This is a genomic window from Rhodococcus gordoniae, assembly GCF_001646655.1.
GTDB lineage: Bacteria > Actinomycetota > Actinomycetes > Mycobacteriales > Mycobacteriaceae > Rhodococcus > Rhodococcus gordoniae.
In genome coordinates, this window is sequence record NZ_LPZN01000031.1 from 1 (window position 1) to 21,444 (window position 21,444).

General features: G+C 69.1%; 16 protein-coding genes. 9 read left to right on the top strand and 7 right to left on the bottom strand.

What is annotated here, in order from left to right:
• Window positions 1-715, top strand: a 715-nt coding sequence (locus A8G18_RS13175; protein ID WP_167352096.1) for an MFS transporter, incomplete at its 5' end; no start/stop codon positions are given.
• Between the two features lie 23 nt (window positions 716-738).
• Here A8G18_RS13175 and A8G18_RS13180 read toward each other — a convergent pair.
• The 6 genes from A8G18_RS13180 to A8G18_RS13205 all read right to left on the bottom strand — a co-directional run bounded on the left by A8G18_RS13180 (window position 739) and on the right by A8G18_RS13205 (window position 9,506).
• A complete protein-coding gene (locus A8G18_RS13180; protein WP_064064232.1) occupies window positions 739-1,800 on the bottom strand; it encodes a sulfate/molybdate ABC transporter ATP-binding protein in 1,062 nt (353 codons plus the stop codon).
• A complete protein-coding gene (locus A8G18_RS13185) occupies window positions 1,797-2,582 on the bottom strand; it encodes an ABC transporter permease (RefSeq protein WP_064064233.1) in 786 nt (261 codons plus the stop codon). The genes A8G18_RS13180 and A8G18_RS13185 overlap by 4 nt, the downstream gene beginning before the upstream one ends.
• Window positions 2,579-3,325: a molybdate ABC transporter substrate-binding protein gene (modA, locus tag A8G18_RS13190; RefSeq protein ID WP_064064234.1), complete on the bottom strand. Its 747-nt coding sequence runs from the start codon at window positions 3,323-3,325 to the stop codon at window positions 2,579-2,581. The genes A8G18_RS13185 and modA overlap by 4 nt, the downstream gene beginning before the upstream one ends.
• Entirely contained in the window at window positions 3,322-3,726 is a 405-nt protein-coding gene (locus A8G18_RS13195) for a TOBE domain-containing protein (RefSeq protein ID WP_064064235.1), read from the bottom strand. Before A8G18_RS13195 ends, modA begins: the two co-directional genes overlap by 4 nt.
• Before the next feature lie 64 nt (window positions 3,727-3,790).
• Complete coding sequence (locus A8G18_RS13200; protein WP_064064236.1) at window positions 3,791-7,876, bottom strand: bifunctional nitrate reductase/sulfite reductase flavoprotein subunit alpha; 4,086 nt, start codon at window positions 7,874-7,876, stop codon at window positions 3,791-3,793.
• 175 nt (window positions 7,877-8,051) lie between these two features.
• Entirely contained in the window at window positions 8,052-9,506 is a 1,455-nt protein-coding gene (locus tag A8G18_RS13205; RefSeq protein WP_064064237.1) for a CCA tRNA nucleotidyltransferase, read from the bottom strand.
• 75 nt (window positions 9,507-9,581) lie between these two features.
• Here A8G18_RS13205 and A8G18_RS13210 point away from each other — a divergent pair, with 75 nt between their 5' ends.
• From A8G18_RS13210 to A8G18_RS13230, 5 genes are all read left to right on the top strand, one after another.
• Entirely contained in the window at window positions 9,582-10,187 is a 606-nt protein-coding gene (locus A8G18_RS13210) for an NUDIX hydrolase (protein WP_064064238.1), read from the top strand.
• Window positions 10,184-12,664 carry a DUF6049 family protein gene (locus A8G18_RS13215; protein ID WP_064064239.1) on the top strand — a complete coding sequence of 827 codons (2,481 nt, stop codon included), beginning with the start codon at window positions 10,184-10,186 and terminating at the stop codon, window positions 12,662-12,664. Before A8G18_RS13210 ends, A8G18_RS13215 begins: the two co-directional genes overlap by 4 nt.
• Window positions 12,661-16,503, top strand: coding sequence for a murein biosynthesis integral membrane protein MurJ (gene murJ / locus A8G18_RS13220; RefSeq protein WP_064064240.1), 3,843 nt, complete (start codon window positions 12,661-12,663; stop codon window positions 16,501-16,503). The genes A8G18_RS13215 and murJ overlap by 4 nt, the downstream gene beginning before the upstream one ends.
• A gap of 157 nt (window positions 16,504-16,660) precedes the next feature.
• Window positions 16,661-17,209, top strand: coding sequence for an RNA polymerase sigma factor SigM (gene sigM, locus A8G18_RS13225; protein WP_064064269.1), 549 nt, complete (start codon window positions 16,661-16,663; stop codon window positions 17,207-17,209).
• A 54-nt stretch (window positions 17,210-17,263) separates the two neighbouring features.
• Window positions 17,264-17,989 (top strand): hypothetical protein, encoded by a 726-nt coding sequence (locus A8G18_RS13230; protein WP_245207873.1) that lies wholly within the window; start codon window positions 17,264-17,266, stop codon window positions 17,987-17,989.
• Between the two features lie 17 nt (window positions 17,990-18,006).
• On the opposite strand, the gene A8G18_RS13235 is transcribed toward A8G18_RS13230, so the two are convergent.
• Window positions 18,007-18,564 (bottom strand): TetR family transcriptional regulator, encoded by a 558-nt coding sequence (locus A8G18_RS13235; RefSeq protein ID WP_016931538.1) that lies wholly within the window; start codon window positions 18,562-18,564, stop codon window positions 18,007-18,009.
• Window positions 18,565-18,671: 107 nt separating this feature from the next.
• Here A8G18_RS13235 and A8G18_RS13240 point away from each other — a divergent pair, with 107 nt between their 5' ends.
• The 3 genes from A8G18_RS13240 to trxA all read left to right on the top strand — a co-directional run bounded on the left by A8G18_RS13240 (window position 18,672) and on the right by trxA (window position 21,406).
• A complete protein-coding gene (locus tag A8G18_RS13240) occupies window positions 18,672-19,871 on the top strand; it encodes an NADH:flavin oxidoreductase (RefSeq protein WP_064064241.1) in 1,200 nt (399 codons plus the stop codon).
• A gap of 189 nt (window positions 19,872-20,060) precedes the next feature.
• A complete protein-coding gene (trxB, locus tag A8G18_RS13245) occupies window positions 20,061-21,026 on the top strand; it encodes a thioredoxin-disulfide reductase (protein WP_016931536.1) in 966 nt (321 codons plus the stop codon).
• A gap of 44 nt (window positions 21,027-21,070) precedes the next feature.
• On the top strand, window positions 21,071-21,406 hold the full coding sequence (gene trxA, locus A8G18_RS13250) for a thioredoxin (RefSeq protein WP_016931535.1): 336 nt from the start codon (window positions 21,071-21,073) through the stop codon (window positions 21,404-21,406).
• The last annotated feature ends 38 nt before the right edge of the window (window positions 21,407-21,444 follow it).

A 21,444-nucleotide genomic window follows, 5' to 3' on the forward strand; every position in this document is an offset into this window, starting at 1 on the left:
CGGGACGCGCGCCGGCACCGGATGCGGCGCGACTGCGCTGGGCGCAGAGGGAAACAGACCCCGGACGGTGCTCCGAAGCGTCCGGTCGGGTCAGCGGACCGGTGCGCGTGCCGTGCTCGACGCGCCGGGTGTCACCGTCGCGATGCTCGGAATCGGCGCGCACCGCATCGTGTTCGGCATCGACACACTCATCATGGTGCTCGTACTGCGCGCCGCGGGCGGCAACTCCGGTGCTCCGGCCGGGGACAGCGGCTCCGATCTGCTGACGGGCTTCTCCGGATTCGGTGTCGCGGTCGCCTGCACCGCCGCCGGCATGCTCCTCGCAGCGGTACTCGCACCGATCCTGATCCCCAGGCTGGGCCGTCCACGCACCGTCACGCTCGGCTTGATCGCCGCCGCGATCGTCCAGTTCACGCTCGTCACCACCGTGGCGGCCGGACCACTGCTCGCCGCGGCATTCCTGCTCGGTCTCGCCGGTCAGACCATCAAACTCACCGGCGATGCGGCGATGCAGATCGACATCGACGACGCCCGCAGAGGACGCGTCTTCGCATTGCAGGACACCGTCTTCAACATCGCCTTCCTCGGCGCGATCGTCGTGACGGCCTTCATGATCGATCCCGACGGACGCACGCCCGCACTGGCCGTCGCAGGCGGGGTCGTGTACCTGATCGGCCTCGCCGCCGTGCTCGCGGTGCGCCGCGCGCGGTGCTGATCACGCGTGCAGCGTGGTATCGCTCACGAGCGCAGCGCGGCCGGATGGATCCCCACCTCCGTGGCCTTCACGACGAACCACACGACGTCGCCCGGGTGGACGTCCAGGTCGGCGAGTGCCGCCGTCGTGATCTCCGCGGCGATACCCGTACCCGACCGCACGAGCACCGTCGATCCCTGCGCCTCGAGTTCCGCGATCCTCACGCGCAGGGCGTTGCGAGGGCTCCCGTGCGGGGCATCGGTGTAGACGGCCACCGCCGACGGCGCGAAGACGGCGACGGCTGCCGTGCCCGGAACGCAGTCGTCGTGGACGCGACCGTGGACGACACCGTCCGCGGATTCCAGCGCGTCCTGTCGTACGGTTCCGGTCACGAGATTGGTCCCCGCGATGCGGGCGGCGAAGGCGCTGCGCGGTCGCGTCAGCACCCGGCGTACCGGTCCGTCCTCGACGATGCGGCCGGCCTCGATCACGATCACCCGATCGGCGAGTGCGAGCACGTCCAGCGGGTCGTGGGTGACGAGCAGGGCCGTGCGGCCGCTGTCGCGCAGGACGCGCCGCAGCAACGACCGCAGCACCGGCGTCGCGGTGACGTCGAGCGCGGCCATCGGCTCGTCGAGCAACAACAGGTGCGGCTCGGCCGCCAGGGCACGCGCGAGCGCGACCCGCTGTGCCTGTCCACCCGACAGTTCGTGCGGGCGGCGATCGGCGAGATCCGCCGCATCGACCTCCCGGAGCCATCTCTCGGCGCGGGCACAGGCTTCACGCCGGCCCACACCCGCACTGCGCGGCGCGAACTCCACGTTGCCCGCGACGGTCAGGTGCGGGAAGAGCAGGGCCTGCTGGGCGAGCAGCACCACCGACCGGTCGTGCGGAGCCACAGCGACACCGGTCGCGGTGTCGGTGAGGACGCGGCCGTCCAGTTCGACGCGACCGCCATCGGGACGCAGCAGCCCGGACACCACACCCAGGAGGGTCGACTTTCCGGCACCGTTCGGGCCGAGCACCGCGACGATCTCACCCTGCGCGACCTCCAGTTCGACGTCGACATCGCGTGCGGCGACCCGGGCCCGCACCGTGAGGCTCACAGCGGCCGCTCCTTCCGCCGCGAGTACACGGCCACGACGATCACGACGGCCACCAGGATCAGTACCAGCGACAGGGCGACGGCGGCGTCCGGGTCGGTTTCCCGCTGCAGATAGATCTCGAGCGGGAGCGTGCGGGTCACGCCCTGCAGGCTGCCGGCGAAGGTGAGGGTCGCGCCGAATTCACCCAGGGCACGGGCGAATGCGAGCACCGAACCCGAGACGAGACCGGGTAGCACGAGAGGCAGGGTGATGCGCCGGAAGACCGTCGTGGGGCGCGCCCCGAGCGTGGCCGCGACGTCCTCGTAGCGCGAACCGGCGCTGCGCAGCGCCCCTTCGAGACTCGTGACGAGGAAGGGCAGCGCGACGAAGGTCTGCGCGAGCACGACCGCCGTGGTGGTGAAGGCGATCTGCACGCCGAGCGCGTGGAGATGCTCACCGATCAGCCCCCGGCGTCCGAAGGTGTAGAGCAGGGCGATGCCACCCACGACCGGTGGCAGCACGAGCGGCAGCAGGACGAACCCGCGGATCACGGATATCCAGCGGAAGGGGCTGCGCGCGAGCACCACCGCGAGAGGCACGCCGAGCACGAGGCACAATGCCGTAGCGGCCGCGGAGGTGCGCAGGCTCAATGCGAGCGCGTCGAGGGACGCCGGAGACGTCACGAGCGACGGGAACGTCGTCCAGTCGACGGTGAGCAGCATCGCCACCAGGGGCACGACGACGAACAGCAACCCGAGCGCGGCGGGGACGAACAACCACCGGGGCAGTCCCGTCGCGGTCACGGTATACCGAAGCCCGCATCGGCGAGGACTGCCCGGCCGTCCGCACCGGTGACGAAGAGCACGAAATCATCGGCGCGAGTGGCGTTGCCGGAATCCGACAGCCTTGCGATGGGATAGACGTTGACGATCTCCGCAGCCTCCGGAACGGAGACGACGGAGACGGTCTCGCCGGCTCTCGTCGCGTCGGTGACGTAGACCAGACCGGCATCGGCTTGACCCGAGGTGACCTTGCCGAGCACGTCGGTCACCGACGACTCCTCGGACACCGGCTCGAGGTCGGTACCGGCAGCCTCCTCGAGTCGCGTGGTGGCCGCACCGCACGGCACCTGAGGCGCACACACGACCACCGAGACACCCTTTCCGGTGAGATCGGCGAACGACGTGATGTTCTCGGGGTTCCCGGGTTCGGTGACGATCGTGAGCGTGTTGGTCGCGAACGGGATCGGTTCACCGGTAACGAGTCCGGCCTCGACGGCGGAATCCATCGTGCGGGTGTCGGCGGAGGCGAAGACGTCGGCCGGTGCGCCCTGCTCGAGTTGGGTCTCGAGATCGGACGAGCCGGCGAAGGAGAACTCCACCGTCACTCCGGGGTTCGTCTGCTCGAATCGTTCTGCGATCTCGGTGAACGGAGCCCGAAGCGAGGCCGCCGCGTAGACCGTGAGGACCTCCGAGTCCCCTCCACCGCTGCCGCACGACGTCAGCGCCGCAGCGGCAGCGAGCACGGCGAGCGCCCGGCGCCTCATTCGGACCCTCCGGGTGTCTCGACGATGACGGTGGTCGCCTTCACGACGGCCACACCGATGCTGCCCGGCTCGAGACCGAGTTCGGTCACGGCCTCGGTGCTCATGAGCGAGACGACCCGGTGCGGACCGCACTGCATCTCCACCTGCGACATGACGGTGTCGGACACGACGCGCGTGACGAGTCCGACGAAGCGGTTGCGGGCGGAGCTGCCCACCCCGAGCAGGTCGGGGCCGGAGGCCGCCTGGGTGCGCGCGAACTCGGCCAGTTCGCCGCCGTCGACGGTCTTGCGTCCGGCGGAGTCCTTGCCGGCCTGCAGCAGCCCTTGGTCGATCCAGCGGCGGACCGTGTCGTCGCTGACTCCCAGCAGCGACGCGGCCTCGCGGATCCGGATCGCAGTCACTCTCGACTCCGCATATACGTCATGAACGACACGTTATATCCGCGTCTGCGGACAAACAAGGGAATCAGTAGACGTCGCGGACGTACCGCTTGTCGGCGGCCATCTGCTCGACGTACGCCGCGGCGGCGTCCCGGTCGAGCCGTCCGTGGGTCTGCACCACCTCGCGCAGGGCCGCGTCGACGTCCTTCGCCATACGTCCGGCATCGCCGCACACGTAGAAGTGAGCGCCGTCCTGCAGCCACTTCCACACCTGCGCGCCGTGCTCGCGCATCCGGTCCTGCACGTAGATCTTCTGCCGCTGGTCGCGGGAGAACGCCAGGGCCAGTTCGGTGAGGAAGCCGCCCTCGTGCATCGACTCGATCTCCTCGCGGTAGAGATAGTCGGTCTCGGCTCGCTGGTCACCGAAGAACAGCCAGTTGCGGCCCGTGTGCCCGGCCTCGCGACGATCGTGGAGGAAACCACGGAACGGCGCGATGCCCGTGCCCGGACCGACCATGATCATGTCGGTCTCCGCCGCCGGCGGCCGGAAGTGTTCGTTACGCTGCACGAAGATCGGAATGTCCATGCCCTTGCTGTGATCGGCGAGAAAGGACGAGCACACGCCCGCCCGGGAGCGACCCTCGAACTCGTAGCGCACCACCGACACCGTCAGCTGCACCTCGCGGGGATTCGTCCTGGGGCTCGACGAGATCGAGTACAGGCGCGGGCGAAGACGACCGAGCAGCTCCTTCCATTCGACCCAGGGTGCCTTGAACGGGTACTCGGCGATGACGTCCATCGCCTGCCGCCCGTACAGCCACTGCTGCAGCTCGATCTTGTTGCCCGGTCGCAATAGCTTCGCGAGTTCGGCACTGCCGCTCTGCTTCTGCACGAACCGGAGCAGTTCCGGTGTCACCCGGGTGATGTCGAGGTGACGCGTCGCGGCCTCCCGCAGCGGCACGGTGGGACGGTCGCCGAGTTCGACGGCGGTCTCCGCGTCGAGGGCCGTGACCTGGAGCCATTCGTCGACGGCTTCCGGGCCGTTCGTCGGCATCACCCCGAGGGCGTCGCCGGCCTCGTATTCGAATGCGGGATCGAAGATCTCGAATCCGAACTGGCGCACGTCCTTCGCCGAACCCGCGCCGCTGAGTGCGATATTGCGGGTGATCCGCGTGACGAGCGGCGAGTTGCGGGTGTAGACGGGAGAGACCGGAGCCGGCGCGGCCGAGGCAACCGGGGCCGTCGAGCCTCCCAGCATCGGTACGAGCGACTCGAGCCAGTTCTGTGCGCGCTCGTCCTCTCCGGGTTCGCAGTCGACACGCCCGGTCAGGCGGGTCGCGCCGAGAACACTCAGACGGTCGTCGACGCGACGTCCGAATCCGCAGAAATCGTCGTAACTCGAGTCACCGAAAGCCAGTACCGCGTAGCGCATTCCGGACAGAACGGGCGCGGTGTCGGCGTCGAGTGCCCGCCAGAACGAACCGCCGTTGTCGGGCGGGTCGCCGTCGCCGAAGGTGCTCGTGACGACCACGAATTCCTCGATGTCCGCCAGCGTCGCGATGTCGAGTTCGTTCAGTCCCGCCGAGCGCACCGCTCGACCGGCATCGCCGAGCCGCTGTGCGCAACTCGCCGCGAAGGATTCGGCGTTGCCGGTCTGCGACGCCCAGGCCACCACGACGGCCGGCCCGTCCGGCACCGTCTCGCCGGGGGCCGCGCCGGGAACCGGAACCGAGTGCACGTACATTCCGGCGAGCAACCCGTCGACCCAGGCGCGCTTGTCGGCCGGGAACGGCGCGGTCGTGGGAAGTACCGGTGTCGCAGTGACATCCGTAGTTCTGAGTCCGGCGAGCAACCCGGCGAGATAACCGCGTTCGGCGTCGTCGAAGGTCGGCGCGGGAATGCTCTCGAGCCCCAGCACCGTCTCGAGGCGATCGATCACCGAGCCGCCCTCGAGTACCGGTTCGATTCCGCCCGCGCCCTTCCGCACCGATACGGCGCAGACCTTGAACTCGGGTTGCAGCGAGGCCGGGTCGACGGCGTCGTTCGTCACGGCGTTGACGGCGAGCTCGTCGCCGAACAGGTCGTTCCAGTGGAAGGGCGCGAAACAGTTCCCGGGCAGCACCCGATCGGTGACGACGGCCGGCAGCACGGCCCGGCCGCGACGCGACACGATCTCGACGCGATCATCCTCGACGATCGACAGGCGTCGGGCGTCCTCGGGATTGATCTCGACGAACGGCCCGGAATTCAGCTTGGTGAGTTTCTCGACCTTCCCCGTCTTGGTGAGGGTGTGCCACTGGTGCTGGACCCGCCCGGTATTCAGGACGAACGGGTGCTCGTCGTCCGGCATCTCCGCGGCGGGCATGTGCGGGCGCGGGAAGAAACGGGCACGGCCGCCGGGGGTCGCGAACGCCAGGCGCGGTCCGGAACCGTCCTCGCGCACCACCGGCGTCCGGCTCGCCCCGTCGTTGAGATAGCGGACGGGGTGCCGGGTCTCGGTCGACTGCGGCGGGCACGGCCACTGCACCGGCCCTTCCCGCAGGCGGTCGTAGGTCATGCCGCGCAGGTCGTATCCGGTCTGCGGGTTCGCGAATCCGGTGATCTCCTCGAAGATCTCCTCGGCACTCGAATAGTCGAAGGCATCGCCGAAACCCATCTCCTGCGCGACCCGCGCGATGATCTTCCAGTCGGGCAGCGACTCGCCGACGGGTTCGACGGCCTGCTGCAGGAGATTGACGGTGCGGTCGGATCCCACGGTGACGTACTCGGATTCGGCCCACAGAGCAGCAGGGAGGAGAACATCTGCGTACGAAGCCGTTTCGGTCTCACGATAGACGTCCTGCACGATCACCAGGTCGGCCTTCCCGAGCGCCTCGAGAACGGTGGACCGATTCGCTATCGACGCCACGGGATTGGTGCAGATGATCCAGCACGCCTTGATCTCTCCGGCCGCCATCCGCTCGAACATGTCGACGGTGCCGCCGCCGCCCTCGGTGCGCAGCGTGCCGCGCGGCAGCGACCAGCGGTCCTCGACGAACGCGCGGTCGTCGACGGAGAGGACACTGCGCTGCCCCGGCAGGCCCGGCCCCATGTATCCCATCTCGCGGCCACCCATGGCGTTGGGCTGGCCGGTGAGGGAGAACGGCCCACTGCCGGTGCGGCAGATCGCCCCGGTCGCGAGGTGCAGATTGCAGATCGCGTTGGTGTTCCACGTGCCGTGGGTGCTCTGGTTCAGACCCATCGTCCAGCAACTCATCCACTCGCCGGCCTCGCCGATCCACTGCGCCGCCGTGCGGATGTCGGCCTCGGCCAGACCGGTGACCTCGGCGACGAGGTGCGGTGGGTAGTCGACGAGGAAGGACTCCATGGCGTCCCAGCCGTCGGTGAACTCCTCGACGAAGGCGCGGTCGACGTGCCCGTTCTCGACGATCAGGTGCAGCAGTCCGTTGAGCAACGCCAGGTCGGTGCCCGGCGTGATCTGCAGGAACAGGTCGGCCTTGTCGGCGGTCGCGCTGCGTCGCGGATCGACGACGATCAGTCGCGCTCCCGCCTTGACCCGATCCATCATGCGGAGGAAGAGGATGGGATGGCAGTCGGCCATGTTGGAACCCGACACGAAGAAGACGTCGGCATGGTCGAAGTCCTCGTACGAGCCGGGCGGGCCGTCGGATCCGAGCGACTGCTTGTAGCCGGTCGCGGCGCCGGCCATGCACAGTCTCGAGTTCGACTCCATGTACGAGGTGCGCAGGTATCCCTTCGCGAGCTTGGTCGCGAGGTACTGGGCCTCGAGCGACATCTGTCCCGAGACGTAGAGGGACACCGCATCGGGGCCGTGGGACGCGACGATGCCGCTCAGGCGCCGCGCGGTTTCGGCGATCGCATCGTCGAGAGGAAACGGTGCGAGGTCGGCTGCGTGCTCGGAAGGTAGGGCGTCGGACCGCTCGCTGCGCAGCCACGCCGTCTCGAGCCGGCCCCCGGCGGCGAGCATCTCGGCGCTCGTCGCGCCCTTCGTGCACAACCGTCCCCTGTTGGCCGGATGATCCTTGTCTCCGTATGCCCTCACCACTCGTCGATCGCCCGTCACCGGATCGACGGCGACGTCGAGGAGCATCCCGCATCCCACACCGCAGTAGGAGCAGGTGGATTTCACCGTGGTGATCTCGTCCTGCATCCCGCAACTCCTCGACACCGTCTCGACTACGCCGGTGTCCATGCTGGAGAACAGGTGTTGCCGTGGCGTCACCCGCGGTGAGCACACGGTGACATCTGGCTCACCTCGCCGTCACGGCGGTGTGAGATGACGCCGTCACGGCGGTGTGAGATGACGCCGTCACGGCGGTGTGAGGTCAGGCCTTCTGCTGGTGCGCCCACCACTCGAGCAGCGCGGCCTCGGCCTCGTCGCGCTCGAGCGGACCGCGATCGAGCCGGAGCTCCTTGAGATAGGTCCACGCCTTGCCGACCGTCGGGCCTGCGGGGATCCCGAGAAGCTCCATGATCGCGTTGCCGTCGAGATCGGGCCGCACCTTGGCGAGATCCTCTTCGGCGGCGATCCGCTCGATCCGTTCCTCGAGTCCGTCGTAGGTGGACCGCAGGGCAGCGGCACGACGCTTGTTGCGGGTCGTGCAGTCGGCGCGCACGAGCTTGTGGAGCTTCGGCAGCAGCGGCCCGGCATCGTGCACGTATCGGCGGACCGCCGAATCCGTCCACTGACCCTTGCCGTATCCGTGGAAGCGCAGGTGCAGGAACACCAGGCGGCTCACGTCCTCGATCATCTGCTTCGAGTACTTGAGCGCGCGCATGCGCTTGCGCACGAGTTTCGCGCCGACCACCTCGTGATGATGGAAGCTGACGCCGCCGTGCGGCTCGTTGCGCTTGGTGCCGGGCTTGCCGATGTCGTGCAGCAGCGCGGCCCACCGTAGGACGAGATCGGGGTCGCCGTCCTCGAGGTCGATGGCCTGCTTCAGCACGGTCAGCGAATGCCAGTAGACGTCCTTGTGCTGGTGGTGCTCGTCGATCTCGAGTTTCATCGCGGGGATCTCGGGGATCACCCGCTGCGCGAGCCCCGTCTCGACCATCGTGTCGATGCCTTCGATCGGGTAGTCGCCGAGGATCAGCTTGTCGAGCTCGGCCTGCACCCGTTCCGCGCTGATCCGCAGGATCTCGTCGGCCATGGCGACGATCGCGGTGTGCACGCGCTCGGTGAGGGCGAATCCGAGCTGGGAGACGAAGCGCGCCGCACGGAGCATGCGCAACGGGTCGTCGTGGAAGGAGTCCTCGGGCTTCGCGGGGGTGTCGAGCACGCCGGCGAGCAAGGCGTCCATGCCGCCGAGGGGGTCGACGAACTCGCCCGCGCCGTCCGCTCCGATGCGCACGGCCATCGCGTTGACGGTGAAGTCGCGGCGCACGAGATCGTCCTCGAGACTCGTGCCGTACTTCACGATGGGGTGGCGCGTGACACGGTCGTAGGCGTCGCTGCGGAAGGTGGTGATCTCGAGTTGCTCGAGTCCCTTCACCGCACTGATCGTGCCGAAGTCGATGCCGGTGTCCCACTGATGGTCGACGAATCCGCGCAGCAGCTCCTGCACGACCTCCGGACGCGCGTCGGTGGTGAAGTCGAGATCGGTGCCGAGGCGACCGAGCAGCGCGTCGCGCACGCTGCCACCGACGAGATACAGCTCGTGTCCGGCGTCGGCGAACCGCGCACCCAGCGGGGCGAGGATGTCGGACAAATCACGCAGAGTGGCCTCGGCTCCGGCGAGCAGCCGGGTACGACGGTCGGTGTCCGCGGTGGGGGAGTTCACGTCTTTGCACCTTACCGAGCAGCACGTTCGTGTGGTTGAGCCGGGACCGACGTCGGTCCATCTACTATCTATGAGGTGTCGCCCGCCGAACGTGCCAACCGTAACCGCCGCAGCTCGCGGCGGCGTGGCGCGGGCACCAAGAAGACCGCTCACGGCGCTTCACCCGGTTCGTCCGCTTCGCCCGGACCCCGCATGCGGACCGTCCGCGAGACCTCCGCGGGAGGTCTGGTGGTCGACGGACTCGGCGGTCCGCCCGAGAAACTCTGTGCCGCGCTGATCGGCCGCACCGACCGCCGGGGCCGCCTGCTGTGGTCGTTGCCGAAGGGTCACATCGAGCAGGGTGAGACCGCCGAGGAAACCGCGATGCGCGAGGTCCACGAGGAGACCGGGGTGCGCAGTACGGTCCTGGCCGAGCTGGGCAGCATCGACTACTGGTTCGTCACCGAGGGGCGCCGGGTCCACAAGACCGTGCACCACTACCTGCTGCGCTATCTGGGCGGAGAACTCTCCGACGCGGACGTCGAGGTCACCGAGGTGGCGTGGGTGCCGCTGCGGGAACTGCGGAACCGTCTGGCATACGCCGACGAGCGCAAACTCGCGGACATCGCCGATCGGCTCATCGCCGAGATGGATCAGAAGCGACTTCCCGACGTCGACGAACCGGGGGCCCCACGCGGATGACGGTGGTGGTGTCCCGGGCGGGCGCCGCGGTGCTCGCCGTGCTCGTACTCGTCCTCACAACGGCAGGCGTGACGCCTTTCCTGCCGGCGGCTCTTCTCCCGACGGCGACGGCGGATCCGGCGGCGACGCAGACCGACCCCGACCAGCCGCGTTTCCTCGAGCTGAGCATCGACGAGGTGACGCCGCAGACCGTCACGCTCACGAGTGGGTCCGTCGTCAGGGTCCGCGGCACGGTGACGAACATCGGCGACCGGGACGTCGAGGACGTCTGGGTGCGGCTGCAGCGCGCACCGGTGATCTCGGATTCTGCGGCCCTGCGCACCTCGCTGTCCCTCGACCAGGCCGGATTCGACACCGTCGGCGAGTTCGAGGAGGTCGCCGACCGGCTGGAACAAGGTGAGCGCACCGACTTCGAACTCGAACTGCCGCTGCGCTCCGACCTGGTTCCCTCGCTCGACATCGACACTCCCGGCGTCTACCCGCTGCTGGTGAACGTCAACGGGGTCCCCGAGTACGGCGGCGCGGCCCGGCTCGACGATGCACGCTTCCTGCTGCCCGTCCTCGCGGTTCCCGCGAGCGACGAGATCGCCGAGGAGACCGGAACAGGGAACGGCGGGTCGCGGGGCACGACCCGCTCGTCCGACGGCGGTCTGCTCGACAGCGACGAGAAGTCGTTCCCCGCCGTGCCTCCCGATGTGTCCCGCCCCGCCGCGGTCACGATGCTGTGGCCGTTGGCCGACCGGCCCCGGCTCGCCGCCGGCGTGGCCGGTTCCGGCGCCGAACCCGTACGGCTGATCGACGACGACCTCGCGGTCTCGCTCGCCGAGGGCGGGCGGCTGGACGGCCTGCTGCGCGCCGTCGAAGACACCGCTCGCACCGAGCCCCGCGTCCTCGAGGGACTGTGCCTGGCCGTCGATCCGGATCTCCTCGTGACCGTGGCGAACATGACACGCGACTATCTGGTGGTCGACGACCCGAGCGAACCGACCGGCGACGCACGGCCGGGAACGGGCACGGACGCCGCGGTCGCCTGGCTCGGGCGGTTGCGCGCCCTCGCTGCGACGACCTGCACGATGGCGGTGCCGTTCGCCCAGGCCGATCTCACCGCCCTCGCCGACCTCGCCGACTCGTCGCTCACCGAATCGGCGCTCGGGTCACCGGCAGCGATCGTCGATTCGATCCTCGGCATCACCTCCACCCCGGGCGTGGTGTGGCCCGACGCCGGTGTCCTCACCGAGAAGACCGGATCGATGCTCACCGCCGACGGCCCGGTGACCGCCCTGCTGTCCGACAACGCCGTCGAAGGCGGTCGCGCCCTGCTCGCCGGCACCACATCGGCGTCCACCGCGCCGGGTGGCAACGGCTTCCGGATCTCCGGTGTCTCCGGCCTCACCGCCGCCCTGTTCGACTCGTCCGGTTCCGCGGCGCTGGCGGGAATGGGCACCGACCCGCAGACACCCTCCTTCGTCCCCACCGCGGCGCGCTACGACCTGACCCGCGACTCCTCCACGGCCCGCCTGCAGGATTCCCTCGGGGCGCTGGCCTGGCCCGCACTGGTGCCGACGGTCAGCGAGGCCACCGGGGAGGCACCGCCGGCCGCGGGCCGATCGGTGCTGTTCGCGCCGCCGCAGAACTGGTCGGCGTCACCGGACGACGCCGCCGCCGTGCTGTCCATGCTCTCCACGCTCGTCCGGTCGGGTCTGACCACGCCCCGCCCCTTCGCCGTGCTCCTCGACGCGGCCGCGAGCACCGCGAACGATCCGACCGCCTCGCTGCTCGTCTATCCCGAGCAGGCGATCACCGACGGTGCCTCGGCTGCCGTCGTGTCCGAGGCCGAGGAACAGATCCACCGCCTCGACGCGATCCAGACCGCGCTGGTCGAGGACCCGCAGGCCCAGCTCACCCCGCAGCAGTTCACCGCCCCGCTGCGCGAGGACCTGCTGCGCGCGATGACCCTGGCCGGTCGTCGCGGCGACGACGCCGACGGCGCCTATGCGACCGGCGAGCACCGCGCCGCCGAGGTGCGCGAGGCCGTCGACGACATCTACGACGCCGTGACGGTGATCTCCACCGGCGGTGTCTACACCCTCACGTCCGAACAGAGTCCGCTGCTGCTGACGGCCCGCAACGACCTGCCCGTGGGCATCACCGTGCGCCTGCAGGTGGACGTGCCCGCCGCGGTGGACGTCACCGATATCGGGCCCACCCAGCTCCCGCCGCGCGGCAGCCGCACCCTCACCGTGCCGGCGCAGATCAGCGACTCGCGGAAACTCGAACTGGAGTTCGCGCTCACCACCGAGTCCGGCCTGCCGCTCGGCAGCCCGACGACGGTGACGGTACGTTCCAATGCGTACGGCCGGATCCTCGCCGTCGTCACGGGGTGTGCAGGAGCGCTTCTGCTGTTCCTGGCGGGCAGGCGACTTCTGCACCGGTTCCGGGGAGAGCCGGACCCAGCCGACGAAGGGTATGAGAAATGACCGGGAACTCCACACGGGACGACGTGGAGACACACCCGAACCCGGGGCCACCCGACTCGCCCACCACGTCACCGGACGTCACGGGTGCCGGTGCGGGTCGCCGCAAGCCGCAGAGTCTGCTGGCGGCGACCGGCTCCATCGCCGTCGCGACCCTGGTCAGCCGTATCACCGGCTTCCTCAAGCAGCTGCTCGTCCTCACCCTGCTCGGTGCGAGCGTCGCGTCGTCCTTCACCGTGGCGCACCAGATCCCCAACATGATCTCCGAGCTGGTACTCGGTGCCGTCCTGACCTCGATCGTCGTTCCGGTGCTGGTGCGGGCCGAGAGGGAGGACCCCGACGGCGGTGAGGCCTTCGTCCGCCGGTTGTTCACCGCGGCGCTCGTGCTGCTCGGTACCGCCACGGTTCTCGCCGTGGCCGCGGCACCGGTCCTCACCACCCACGTCTTCCTCGACGAGTCCGGCAAGGTGTCGACGTCGCTGACCACGGCGCTGTCGTACCTGCTCCTGCCCGCGATCATGTTCTACGGGTTGTCGGGCCTGTTCACGGGCATCCTCAACACCCGGCAGGTGTTCAAGCCGGGCGCGTGGGCCCCGGTGTGCAACAACCTCGTGGTGCTCACCGTGCTGGTGATCTACTACCTGATGCCGGGTGAGATCACCCTCGATCCGGTCCGGATGAGCGATCCGAAACTGCTCGTCCTCGGTGTCGGTGTGCTGCTCGGCGTGATCACGCAGGCGATGTGCCTGGTACCCGCGCTCCGCCGCGAGGGCATCGATCTCAGGCCGCTGTGGGGTCTCGACGACCGGCTCCGGCAGTTCGGTGGCATGGCCGCCGCGATCGTGCTGTACGTGCTGATCAGCCAGGCCGGCATGGTCTTCGCGACCCGCGTGTCGTCGGGCGCCGACGAAGCCGGTCCCGCGATCTACAACAACGCGTGGCTGCTGCTGCAGCTGCCCTACGGCGTCCTCGGTGTCACCGTGCTCACCGCGATCATGCCGCGGCTGAGCCGCAATGCCGCCGCGGACGACACCCCGGCCGTCGTCGACGACCTGTCCGTCGCGACCCGCCTCACCATGATCTCGCTCATCCCGATCGTCACCTTCCTGACGATCGCGGGCTCGCAGGTCGGCGCCGCGCTGTACGGCTACGGCAACTTCGGCGACAGCAACGCCGAACGTCTCGGCCAGGCGGTGAGCTGGTCGGCGTTCACCCTCATCCCGTACGCCCTGGTCCTCATCCACCTGCGCGTGTTCTACGCCCGTGAACAGGCCTGGACCCCCACCTGGATCATCCTCGGCATCACCGCCGTCAAGATCGGTCTGTCCGCACTGGCACCCGTCGTGGCGGCGAACGACGAGCAGGTGGTGCTGCTCCTCGGCGCGGCCACCGGCATCGCGTTCACCGTCGGAGCGTTCATCGGCGGCTATCTGCTGCACCGCACGCTCGGCGACCTGCAGATGGCGAACGTCGGCCGGACGGTCTGGCATGTCGTGCTCGCGTCGCTGGCCGCGGCGATCGTGGTCCTGACGACCGACCGTCTCCTACAGCTCGACGCACTCGCCGACCGCTTCGGGGGCATCGGCTCGCTGGTGCGGGTCGGGCTCGACGGTGTGCTGATGGTGCTCGTCGCCCTGGTCGGGATGTACCTGCTCAAGGTGCCGGAGATCCTCGCGATCGAGGCCGCCGTGCGCCGGAAGGTCGCGGCGCTGCGCGGTACCGCCCCGGCCGAGGAGGCACCGGCCGAACCCGACACCGGAACGACCGCCGGCGAAGCACCCGCCCGCGTCCCGCGTCCGCGCTACGCGGAATCGGATGCCGAGAAGACCGTCGTCCTGCCGCGTATCGACTACGGCGAGTACGGCGTCGGACCTTATGACGCCATCACAGAGGTCATGCCCGTCATCAGGGACGTGCCCGGTCGCAGCAATGCACACGGACAACTCCCGTACCCTGATCAGCAGCAGGTACGGTCCGGGAGCCGGCGACCACGGTTCTTCGCGGCCCCCAGCGGCGACCCGCGTCTGCACACCGGAAGTGGACGAGTCGACAACGAAGGAGTGAGGGTGAGCGACGACCACGCTGCCGGCAAGTCCACCATCGATGCCGCCACGCGGCAGACACCTGCCGATGCCGCCGCACGGCAGAAACCTGCCGGCAAGGACGGCGGCCGTCCGCCGCGCGATCCGAACCTCGACACGGGTGTCATCCCGGTCGGATCCCCGCAGCTCCCGCCGATGCGCGTCACGGGTCCGGCCTCCCAGCCGCGCCGCCCGATGCGCGGCCCCGACCTCATCGCCGGCGCCTCGGTCGCCGGTGGTCGCTACCGGCTTCTCGCGCCGCACGGCGGAGCGCGCGGCCTGCGCTTCTGGCAGGCACTCGACGTCAAGCTCGACCGTGAGGTAGCGCTGACCTTCGTCGACGCCGAACAGCGTGCAGCCGATGGCACCGGCCCCGATTCCCCGCAGGCCGTGCTCTCGCGCACCCTGCGTCTCGGTCGAATCAACTCGCCCGGCCTCGCCCGCGTCCTCGACGTGGTGCGCGGCAGCTCCGGCGGCATCGTCGTCTCGGAGTGGACCCCCGGCCGGTCGTTGAAGGAGATGTCCACCACCGAGCCGTCGCCGATCGGTGCGGCCCGCGCGATCCGCGCACTCGCGGCCGCGGCCGAGGCGACGCACCGTGCGGGCAGCGCCCTGTCGATCGACCACCCGGACCGCATCCGGATCAGCGTCGCCGGCGACGCCGTGCTGGCCTTCCCCGCGACGTTCTCCGATGCCGACGCGATGGCCGACGTCCGCGGCCTCGGTGCGAGCCTCTACGGACTCATGACCGGGCGGTGGCCGCTGGGTGAGCCGACGGCTCCGGGCGGTGCGCCCGCCCCGCACCACAGCGGTGCCACCATCGGCGGGATGCCGGAGGCCGACCGCAACGCGGACGGTGTCCCTGTGGAACCGCGCATCCTGCGTCCCGATGTCCCGTTCGAGATCTCGGCGGTCGCGGTGCGCGCCCTGTCCGAGGACGGCGGCATCCGTACCGCCGCCACCGTGCAGCACATCCTCGATCAGGCCTCGGTCGTCGACCAGAAGACCGAGATGATCCCGGCGCTGCGGATCGGGCAGCGCGCTGCCGCCGCCGAGTCCCATGCGCTCGCGGATCCCGAGGCGCTGGAACAGAAGAAGAAGCACTCCCAGCGGATGCTCATCGCGCTCGCCGCGCTCGGTGTCACGACGGTGCTGCTGCTCGCGCTCATCGGATGGTGGATCGCGAACCTGCTCGCCGGCGACGCCGACGACGCTCCGCTGACGAGTCAGGAGTTCGGCCTGACCTCCACGGCCGAGGCACCCGCAGAGGACGGGCCGGGTGGCGGGCAGGCCGAGGCTGCGCCGCCGCGGCCCGCCGCGACCGCTCCGGTCTCGGCGCGCTCCGTGTCGGTGTTCTCCCCGCAGGGCACACCCGACTCGCCGGCCACCGCGTCGCAGGCGATCGACGGCGATCCGTCCACCTCGTGGAGCACCGACGCCTATTTCGATCCGTTCCCGTCGCTGAAGAACGGTGTCGGACTTCTGTTCACGCTCGCCGACGCATCGGAACTCTCCTCGGTGACCGTGACCACCGACATGCCGGGCACCGTTCTCGAGGTCCGCAGCGCTCCCTCCGAGTCGACGTCGCTCGATCAGACGCAGGTGATCGGTTCGGGCACACTGGCTTCCGGTGAGACCACCATCCCGGTCGAGTCGGACGGGCAGACCTCGCACGTGCTGCTGTGGATCACCGATCTGAGCTCGAGCGGCGGAAGCAACAAGAGTTCCATCTCCGAAGTGGAATTCACCACCGCAGGCTGACCGCGGACAGCCGGGCGGAACCGTCCGGATCGGCTACCATCCGCGCGTGCGAATTTTCGGGGGGATCGCAAAACTCGCCGTGCCCGACGGGGGTATGAACGACGGCTGTGCTGTGCCGGACGGGGTGTCGGCGGACGGGGTGGCGTCCGATCGTGTGGTGTCGGATGTCGAACTGCTCGCAGCACACGTCGCGGGCGACCGGCACGCCTTCTCCACCTTGCTGGCACGACATCACGACCATCTGTGGCAGGTCGCGCGGAGGACCAGTTACTCGAACGAGGACGCAGCCGACGCCTTGCAGGAGGCGCTGCTGGCGGCGCATCGGCGGGCGTCGAGCTTCCGGGAGGACGCCGCGGTACGCAGCTGGTTGCATTCGATCGTCGTCAACGCGTGCCTCGATCGCATCCGCCGCAATCGCGTACGCGTGACGGTCCCGCTGTTCGAGGACGATTCGCACGACCTGCGTACGGCCCGCGACCCCATCCGCGACGCCGAGGTCGCACTCGACATCGAGTCCGCCCTGTTCGCACTGCCACCCGAGCAACGAGCGGCTGTCGTCGCGGTCGACGTCGAAGGTTTCTCGGTCCGGGAGGCCGCGCGGCGCCTCGGCATCCCGGAGGGCACGGTGAAGAGCCGGTGCGCCCGCGCGCGGAGCCGGCTCGCGGTCCTTCTCGACGACCTTCGCGCCGACGGGAACCGATTGTGACCCGCCTCCGTCTTACTCTGGTGAGAGATGCCGAGCCGCGGAGGAGAGTCGCGCATGAACGAGGACGATATGCGCCCGTCGTACTCGGCCGAGGTGCCTCCGTCGTACTCTGCCGGGATGCGTCCGCCGTACTCCGCCGAGTTGCTCGCCGATCTGCATGCGGGTGTCCTCGAGGAGGCGTTCGCGGACCGGTTGTGGCCGCTCGTACGTCGCGATCCCCAGGCCGTCGCGTATCTGGCGCGGCTCGATGCGACGCAGGCGCGGTTGTCGGCCCTGCGCGACGCTCCGTCGAAGGAAGCGATTCCGCCCGAGATCGCCGCGCGGATCGAGTCGGCGCTCGCGGAAGACCGGCCCACCCCGTCCCGGACGCTCGCGCAGCGTCGAGGGTGGGCGATGGCCGGTGTGGGGGTGGCTGCCGCGGTGGCGGTGATGCTCGTGATGGTCGTGCGCGGAACTGTTTTCGGCAACGATGATCCGGCCCGGATTCCCGTCGCGGCCGCGGAGGACGAGACCCTGCTCGAGCCCTCCGCTCTGCGGACGATGATCGGTGAGACCGAGCCCGGTCTTCTCGGCGGCCCCGATCGTCTCCGGGAATGTCTGGACGCGAACGGTTTTTCCGGGCAGGCACCTCTCGGTTCACGCACCGTGCGGTTCGGGGACGACGATGCCGTCCTCGTCCTGATGAGCGGCGCCGACGCTCCGGCATTGACGGCGCTGGTGGTCGGAACCGACTGCGACGCAGGCAATCCCGCAACGTTGGCCCGGAAGACGATCGGCTGACGGCGCACCGCCTCCGGTCAGCGTTCCGCCACCGTGGAGAGCAGTTCCAGGATCCGGGTGCGCAGGGCGGGCGTGTCGTCCTCCGCGGCGATGAGCCCGGCGAACAGCGCCGACCCCGCCGCCATCACGAGCACTGCCTTGGCATCGATCTCGACGTCCGAATCCTCACCGTCGACGAACAGAGCGGTACTGGGCCCGCTGAACGTGCGCCAAAGCGTATTGCGGAGGTCGTCGTGGTCGCGCAGTGCCGCGAGGAGCCCTGGCAGCGCTGCGCGGACCTCCGCTCGTGAGAACAGCTCGATGCTCCCGGCGACCACCCATTCGATCCAGCCCTTGCGATCGATGCCGTCGTAGGGCGTCAGGTCGGGTGCGGATCCGAGCAGCGCGTCGAGCACCAGGTGGGCCTTGGTCGGCCATCGGCGGGTGAGAGCGGCGCGGCCGACACCGGCGCGGGCGGCGATGGCACGCAGACTCAGTCCGTCCCAGCCGTGACTGCGGAGCATGTCGCGGGTGACGGTGAGAACGTCGTTGTCTATTCGGGGGTCGCGAGGACGCCCGGGAGTGGTGGTCGGCATGGGATCCGTGATGTCGCAGGGCTGAGTGGGAATCGATCTGGCGCGGACTGTGACCAGCGTTATAGTCGAAACGTAATTACGGTACCACTGGCATCGAAAGTAGGGGCATGTCTTCGCCGCGACCCACCGTGTTCGAGCCGGCCCGACTCGGGCCGCTCACCCTCCGCAACCGCATCGTGAAGGCAGCGACCTTCGAAGGTGTGATGCCCCGCGGAACCATCACCGACGAACTCGTCGAGTTCCACGCCGAGGTCGCCCGCGGCGGTACCGCCCTCACGACCGTGGCGTACTGCTCGGTCTCCCACGACGGCCGCGTCCACCGCGACACCCTCGTGCTCGACGCCGACGCCGTGCCCGGCCTGACCCGGCTCACCGGCGCCGTGCACTCCGCCGGCGGTCTGGCGTCCGCGCAGATCGGCCACGCCGGACTCGTCGCCAACCAGATCTCCAACAAGATGAAGACGCTCGCACCGTCCACGCGCATCAGTGCCCCCGCCATGGGGCTCGTCCGCGGCGCGACACTCGAGCAGCTCGACCGGGTGGTCGAGAACTACGCCCGCGCCGCGCGCTTCGCCGTCGAGGCCGGATTCGATGCCGTCGAGGTCCACCTCGGCCACAACTATCTGCTGAGCTCTTTCATGAGCCCGAATCTCAACAAGCGCTCCGACCAGTACGGCGGCAGCATCGCCAACCGCACCGCCTTCCCGCGTCGTGTGCTCGAGGCCGTCCGCACGGCAGTGGGGGAGAGGGTGGCCGTCATCGCGAAGTTCAACATGACCGACGGCGTACCCCAGGGTCTGTGGCTCGACGAGTCGCTGCCTATGGCCAAGCTCATCGAGTCCGACGGCACCATCGACGCCATGCAGCTCACGGGCGGCAGCTCGCTGCTCAACGGGATGTACTTCTTCCGCGGCGACGTGCCGATGAAGGAGTTCCAGGAGTCGCAGCCGAAGGTCGTCGGCTGGGGACTCAGGGTCTACGGACCGAAGATCTTCCCGAAGCTCCCGTTCGAGGAGGCCTTCTTCCTGCCGATGGCACGCCAGTTCCGGTCCGAGCTGTCCCTGCCACTGATCCTGCTCGGCGGCATCAACCGACTCGACACCATCGAGACGGCACTCGACGAGGGATTCGAGTTCGTCGCCATGGGCCGTGCGCTGCTGCGTGATCCGTATCTCGTGCGCAAGTTCGAGGACAACTCGGCCCGGGAAGGTCTGTGCATCCACTGCAACAAGTGCATGCCGACGATCTACACCGGTACGCACTGTGTGATCCGCGAGACGCTGCGGGACGTACCCGACGCGGTCTGAGCGAGCGGCGGTCGCATCGAGCGCGACCGTCCGAGCTCCGTACAGGACGTCTGTGGCGGGACGCACGGTCGGAGGGGAACAACACCGTTTACCCTGGTGTTGACAGTATCTGTAGGCTGCCGTCCGGTTTCGGCCGGACCGCCGGCAGTTCTTGCGCCCCCGAATCACCCAACCGGAAGGCTTCGCCGCATGACGACCTCGCCCACGATTCACGACCTCATCATCGTCGGTTCGGGACCGGCCGGATACACCGCCGCGGTCTACGCGGCCCGCGCCGAACTCTCCCCGCTCGTCTTCGAGGGAACCCAGTTCGGTGGGGAGCTCATGACCACCACCGAGGTCGAGAACTTCCCGGGTTTCAAGGACGGGATCATGGGCCCGGAGCTCATGGATCAGATGCGCGAGCAGGCACTGCGTTTCGGCGCCGATCTGCGCACCGAGGACGTCGACGAGATGGACCTGACGGGCTCGGTCAAGACGGTCGTTGCCAACGGCGAGACCTACCGCAGCCACGCCGTCATCCTCGCGATGGGTGCCGAACCGCGTTATCTCGGCGTGCCCGGTGAGTCGCAGCTGCTCGGCCGCGGCGTCTCCGCCTGCGCCACCTGCGACGGCTTCTTCTTCCGCGACCAGGACATCGCCGTCGTCGGCGGTGGCGACTCCGCGATGGAGGAAGCGACCTTCCTGACGCGCTTCGCCCGCAGCGTCACCCTCATCCACCGCCGCGAGGAGTTCCGCGCGTCGAAGATCATGCTCGAGCGCGCCCGTGCCAACGAGAAGATCCGCTTCGTCACCAACGCGAGGGTCGCCGAGGTGCAGGGCGAGAACAGCGTCACGAACCTCGTCCTCGAGGACACGGTCACCGGCGAGCGCAGCGACCTCCCGGTCACCGGCCTGTTCGTCGCCGTCGGCCACGACCCGCGCAGCTCGCTCGTCAAGGGTCAGGTCGACCTCGACGACGAGGGCTATGTGAAGGTCTCGGCGCCGTCCACCGCGACGTCCGTGCCGGGTGTCTTCGCCGCCGGCGACCTCGTCGACCACACCTATCGTCAGGCGATCACCGCCGCCGGCACCGGATGCTCGGCGTCCATCGACGCAGAGCGTTGGCTGGTCGCGAACCGCGAGGTCGCCGCCCCCACGCTCGCCGAAGCCTGATCCACCCCCGTTCCACATTCCATCCCCAGATTCAGGAGACCTACGTGGCCGACAACAACGCCAACACCGTCACCATCACCGACTCGTCGTTCGTCGAGGACGTACTGCAGTCCGAGAAGCCCGTCCTTGTCGACTTCTGGGCCACCTGGTGCGGTCCGTGCAAGATGGTCGCTCCGGTTCTCGAGGAGATCGCGGCCGAGCACGGCGACAAGCTGACCGTCGCCAAGCTCGACATCGACGCCAACCCGTCGGCCGCCCGCGACTACCAGGTCATGTCGATCCCTACGATGATCCTCTTCTCCGGCGGCAAGCCCACGAAGACGATCGTGGGAGCCAAGGGTAAGGCGGCGTTGCTTCGGGACCTCGCGGACGTCCTGTAGTACCGTCCCAGGATCAACGCTCGGATGTGCCCGTGAGT

Bases quoted from the DNA above. Each gene is read 5' to 3' on its own strand.
- modA (WP_064064234.1), bottom strand. From the start codon at position 3,325: ATGAGGCGCCGGGCGCTCGCCGTGCTCGCTGCCGCTGCGGCGCTGACG.
- A8G18_RS13215 (WP_064064239.1), top strand. From the start codon at position 10,184: ATGACGGTGGTGGTGTCCCGGGCGGGCGCCGCGGTGCTCGCCGTGCTC.
- trxB (WP_016931536.1), top strand. From the start codon at position 20,061: ATGACGACCTCGCCCACGATTCACGACCTCATCATCGTCGGTTCGGGA.
- A8G18_RS13200 (WP_064064236.1), bottom strand. From the start codon at position 7,876: ATGCAGGACGAGATCACCACGGTGAAATCCACCTGCTCCTACTGCGGT.
- murJ (WP_064064240.1), top strand. From the start codon at position 12,661: ATGACCGGGAACTCCACACGGGACGACGTGGAGACACACCCGAACCCG.
- A8G18_RS13230 (WP_245207873.1), top strand. From the start codon at position 17,264: ATGAACGAGGACGATATGCGCCCGTCGTACTCGGCCGAGGTGCCTCCG.
- A8G18_RS13240 (WP_064064241.1), top strand. From the start codon at position 18,672: ATGTCTTCGCCGCGACCCACCGTGTTCGAGCCGGCCCGACTCGGGCCG.
- A8G18_RS13235 (WP_016931538.1), bottom strand. From the start codon at position 18,564: ATGCCGACCACCACTCCCGGGCGTCCTCGCGACCCCCGAATAGACAAC.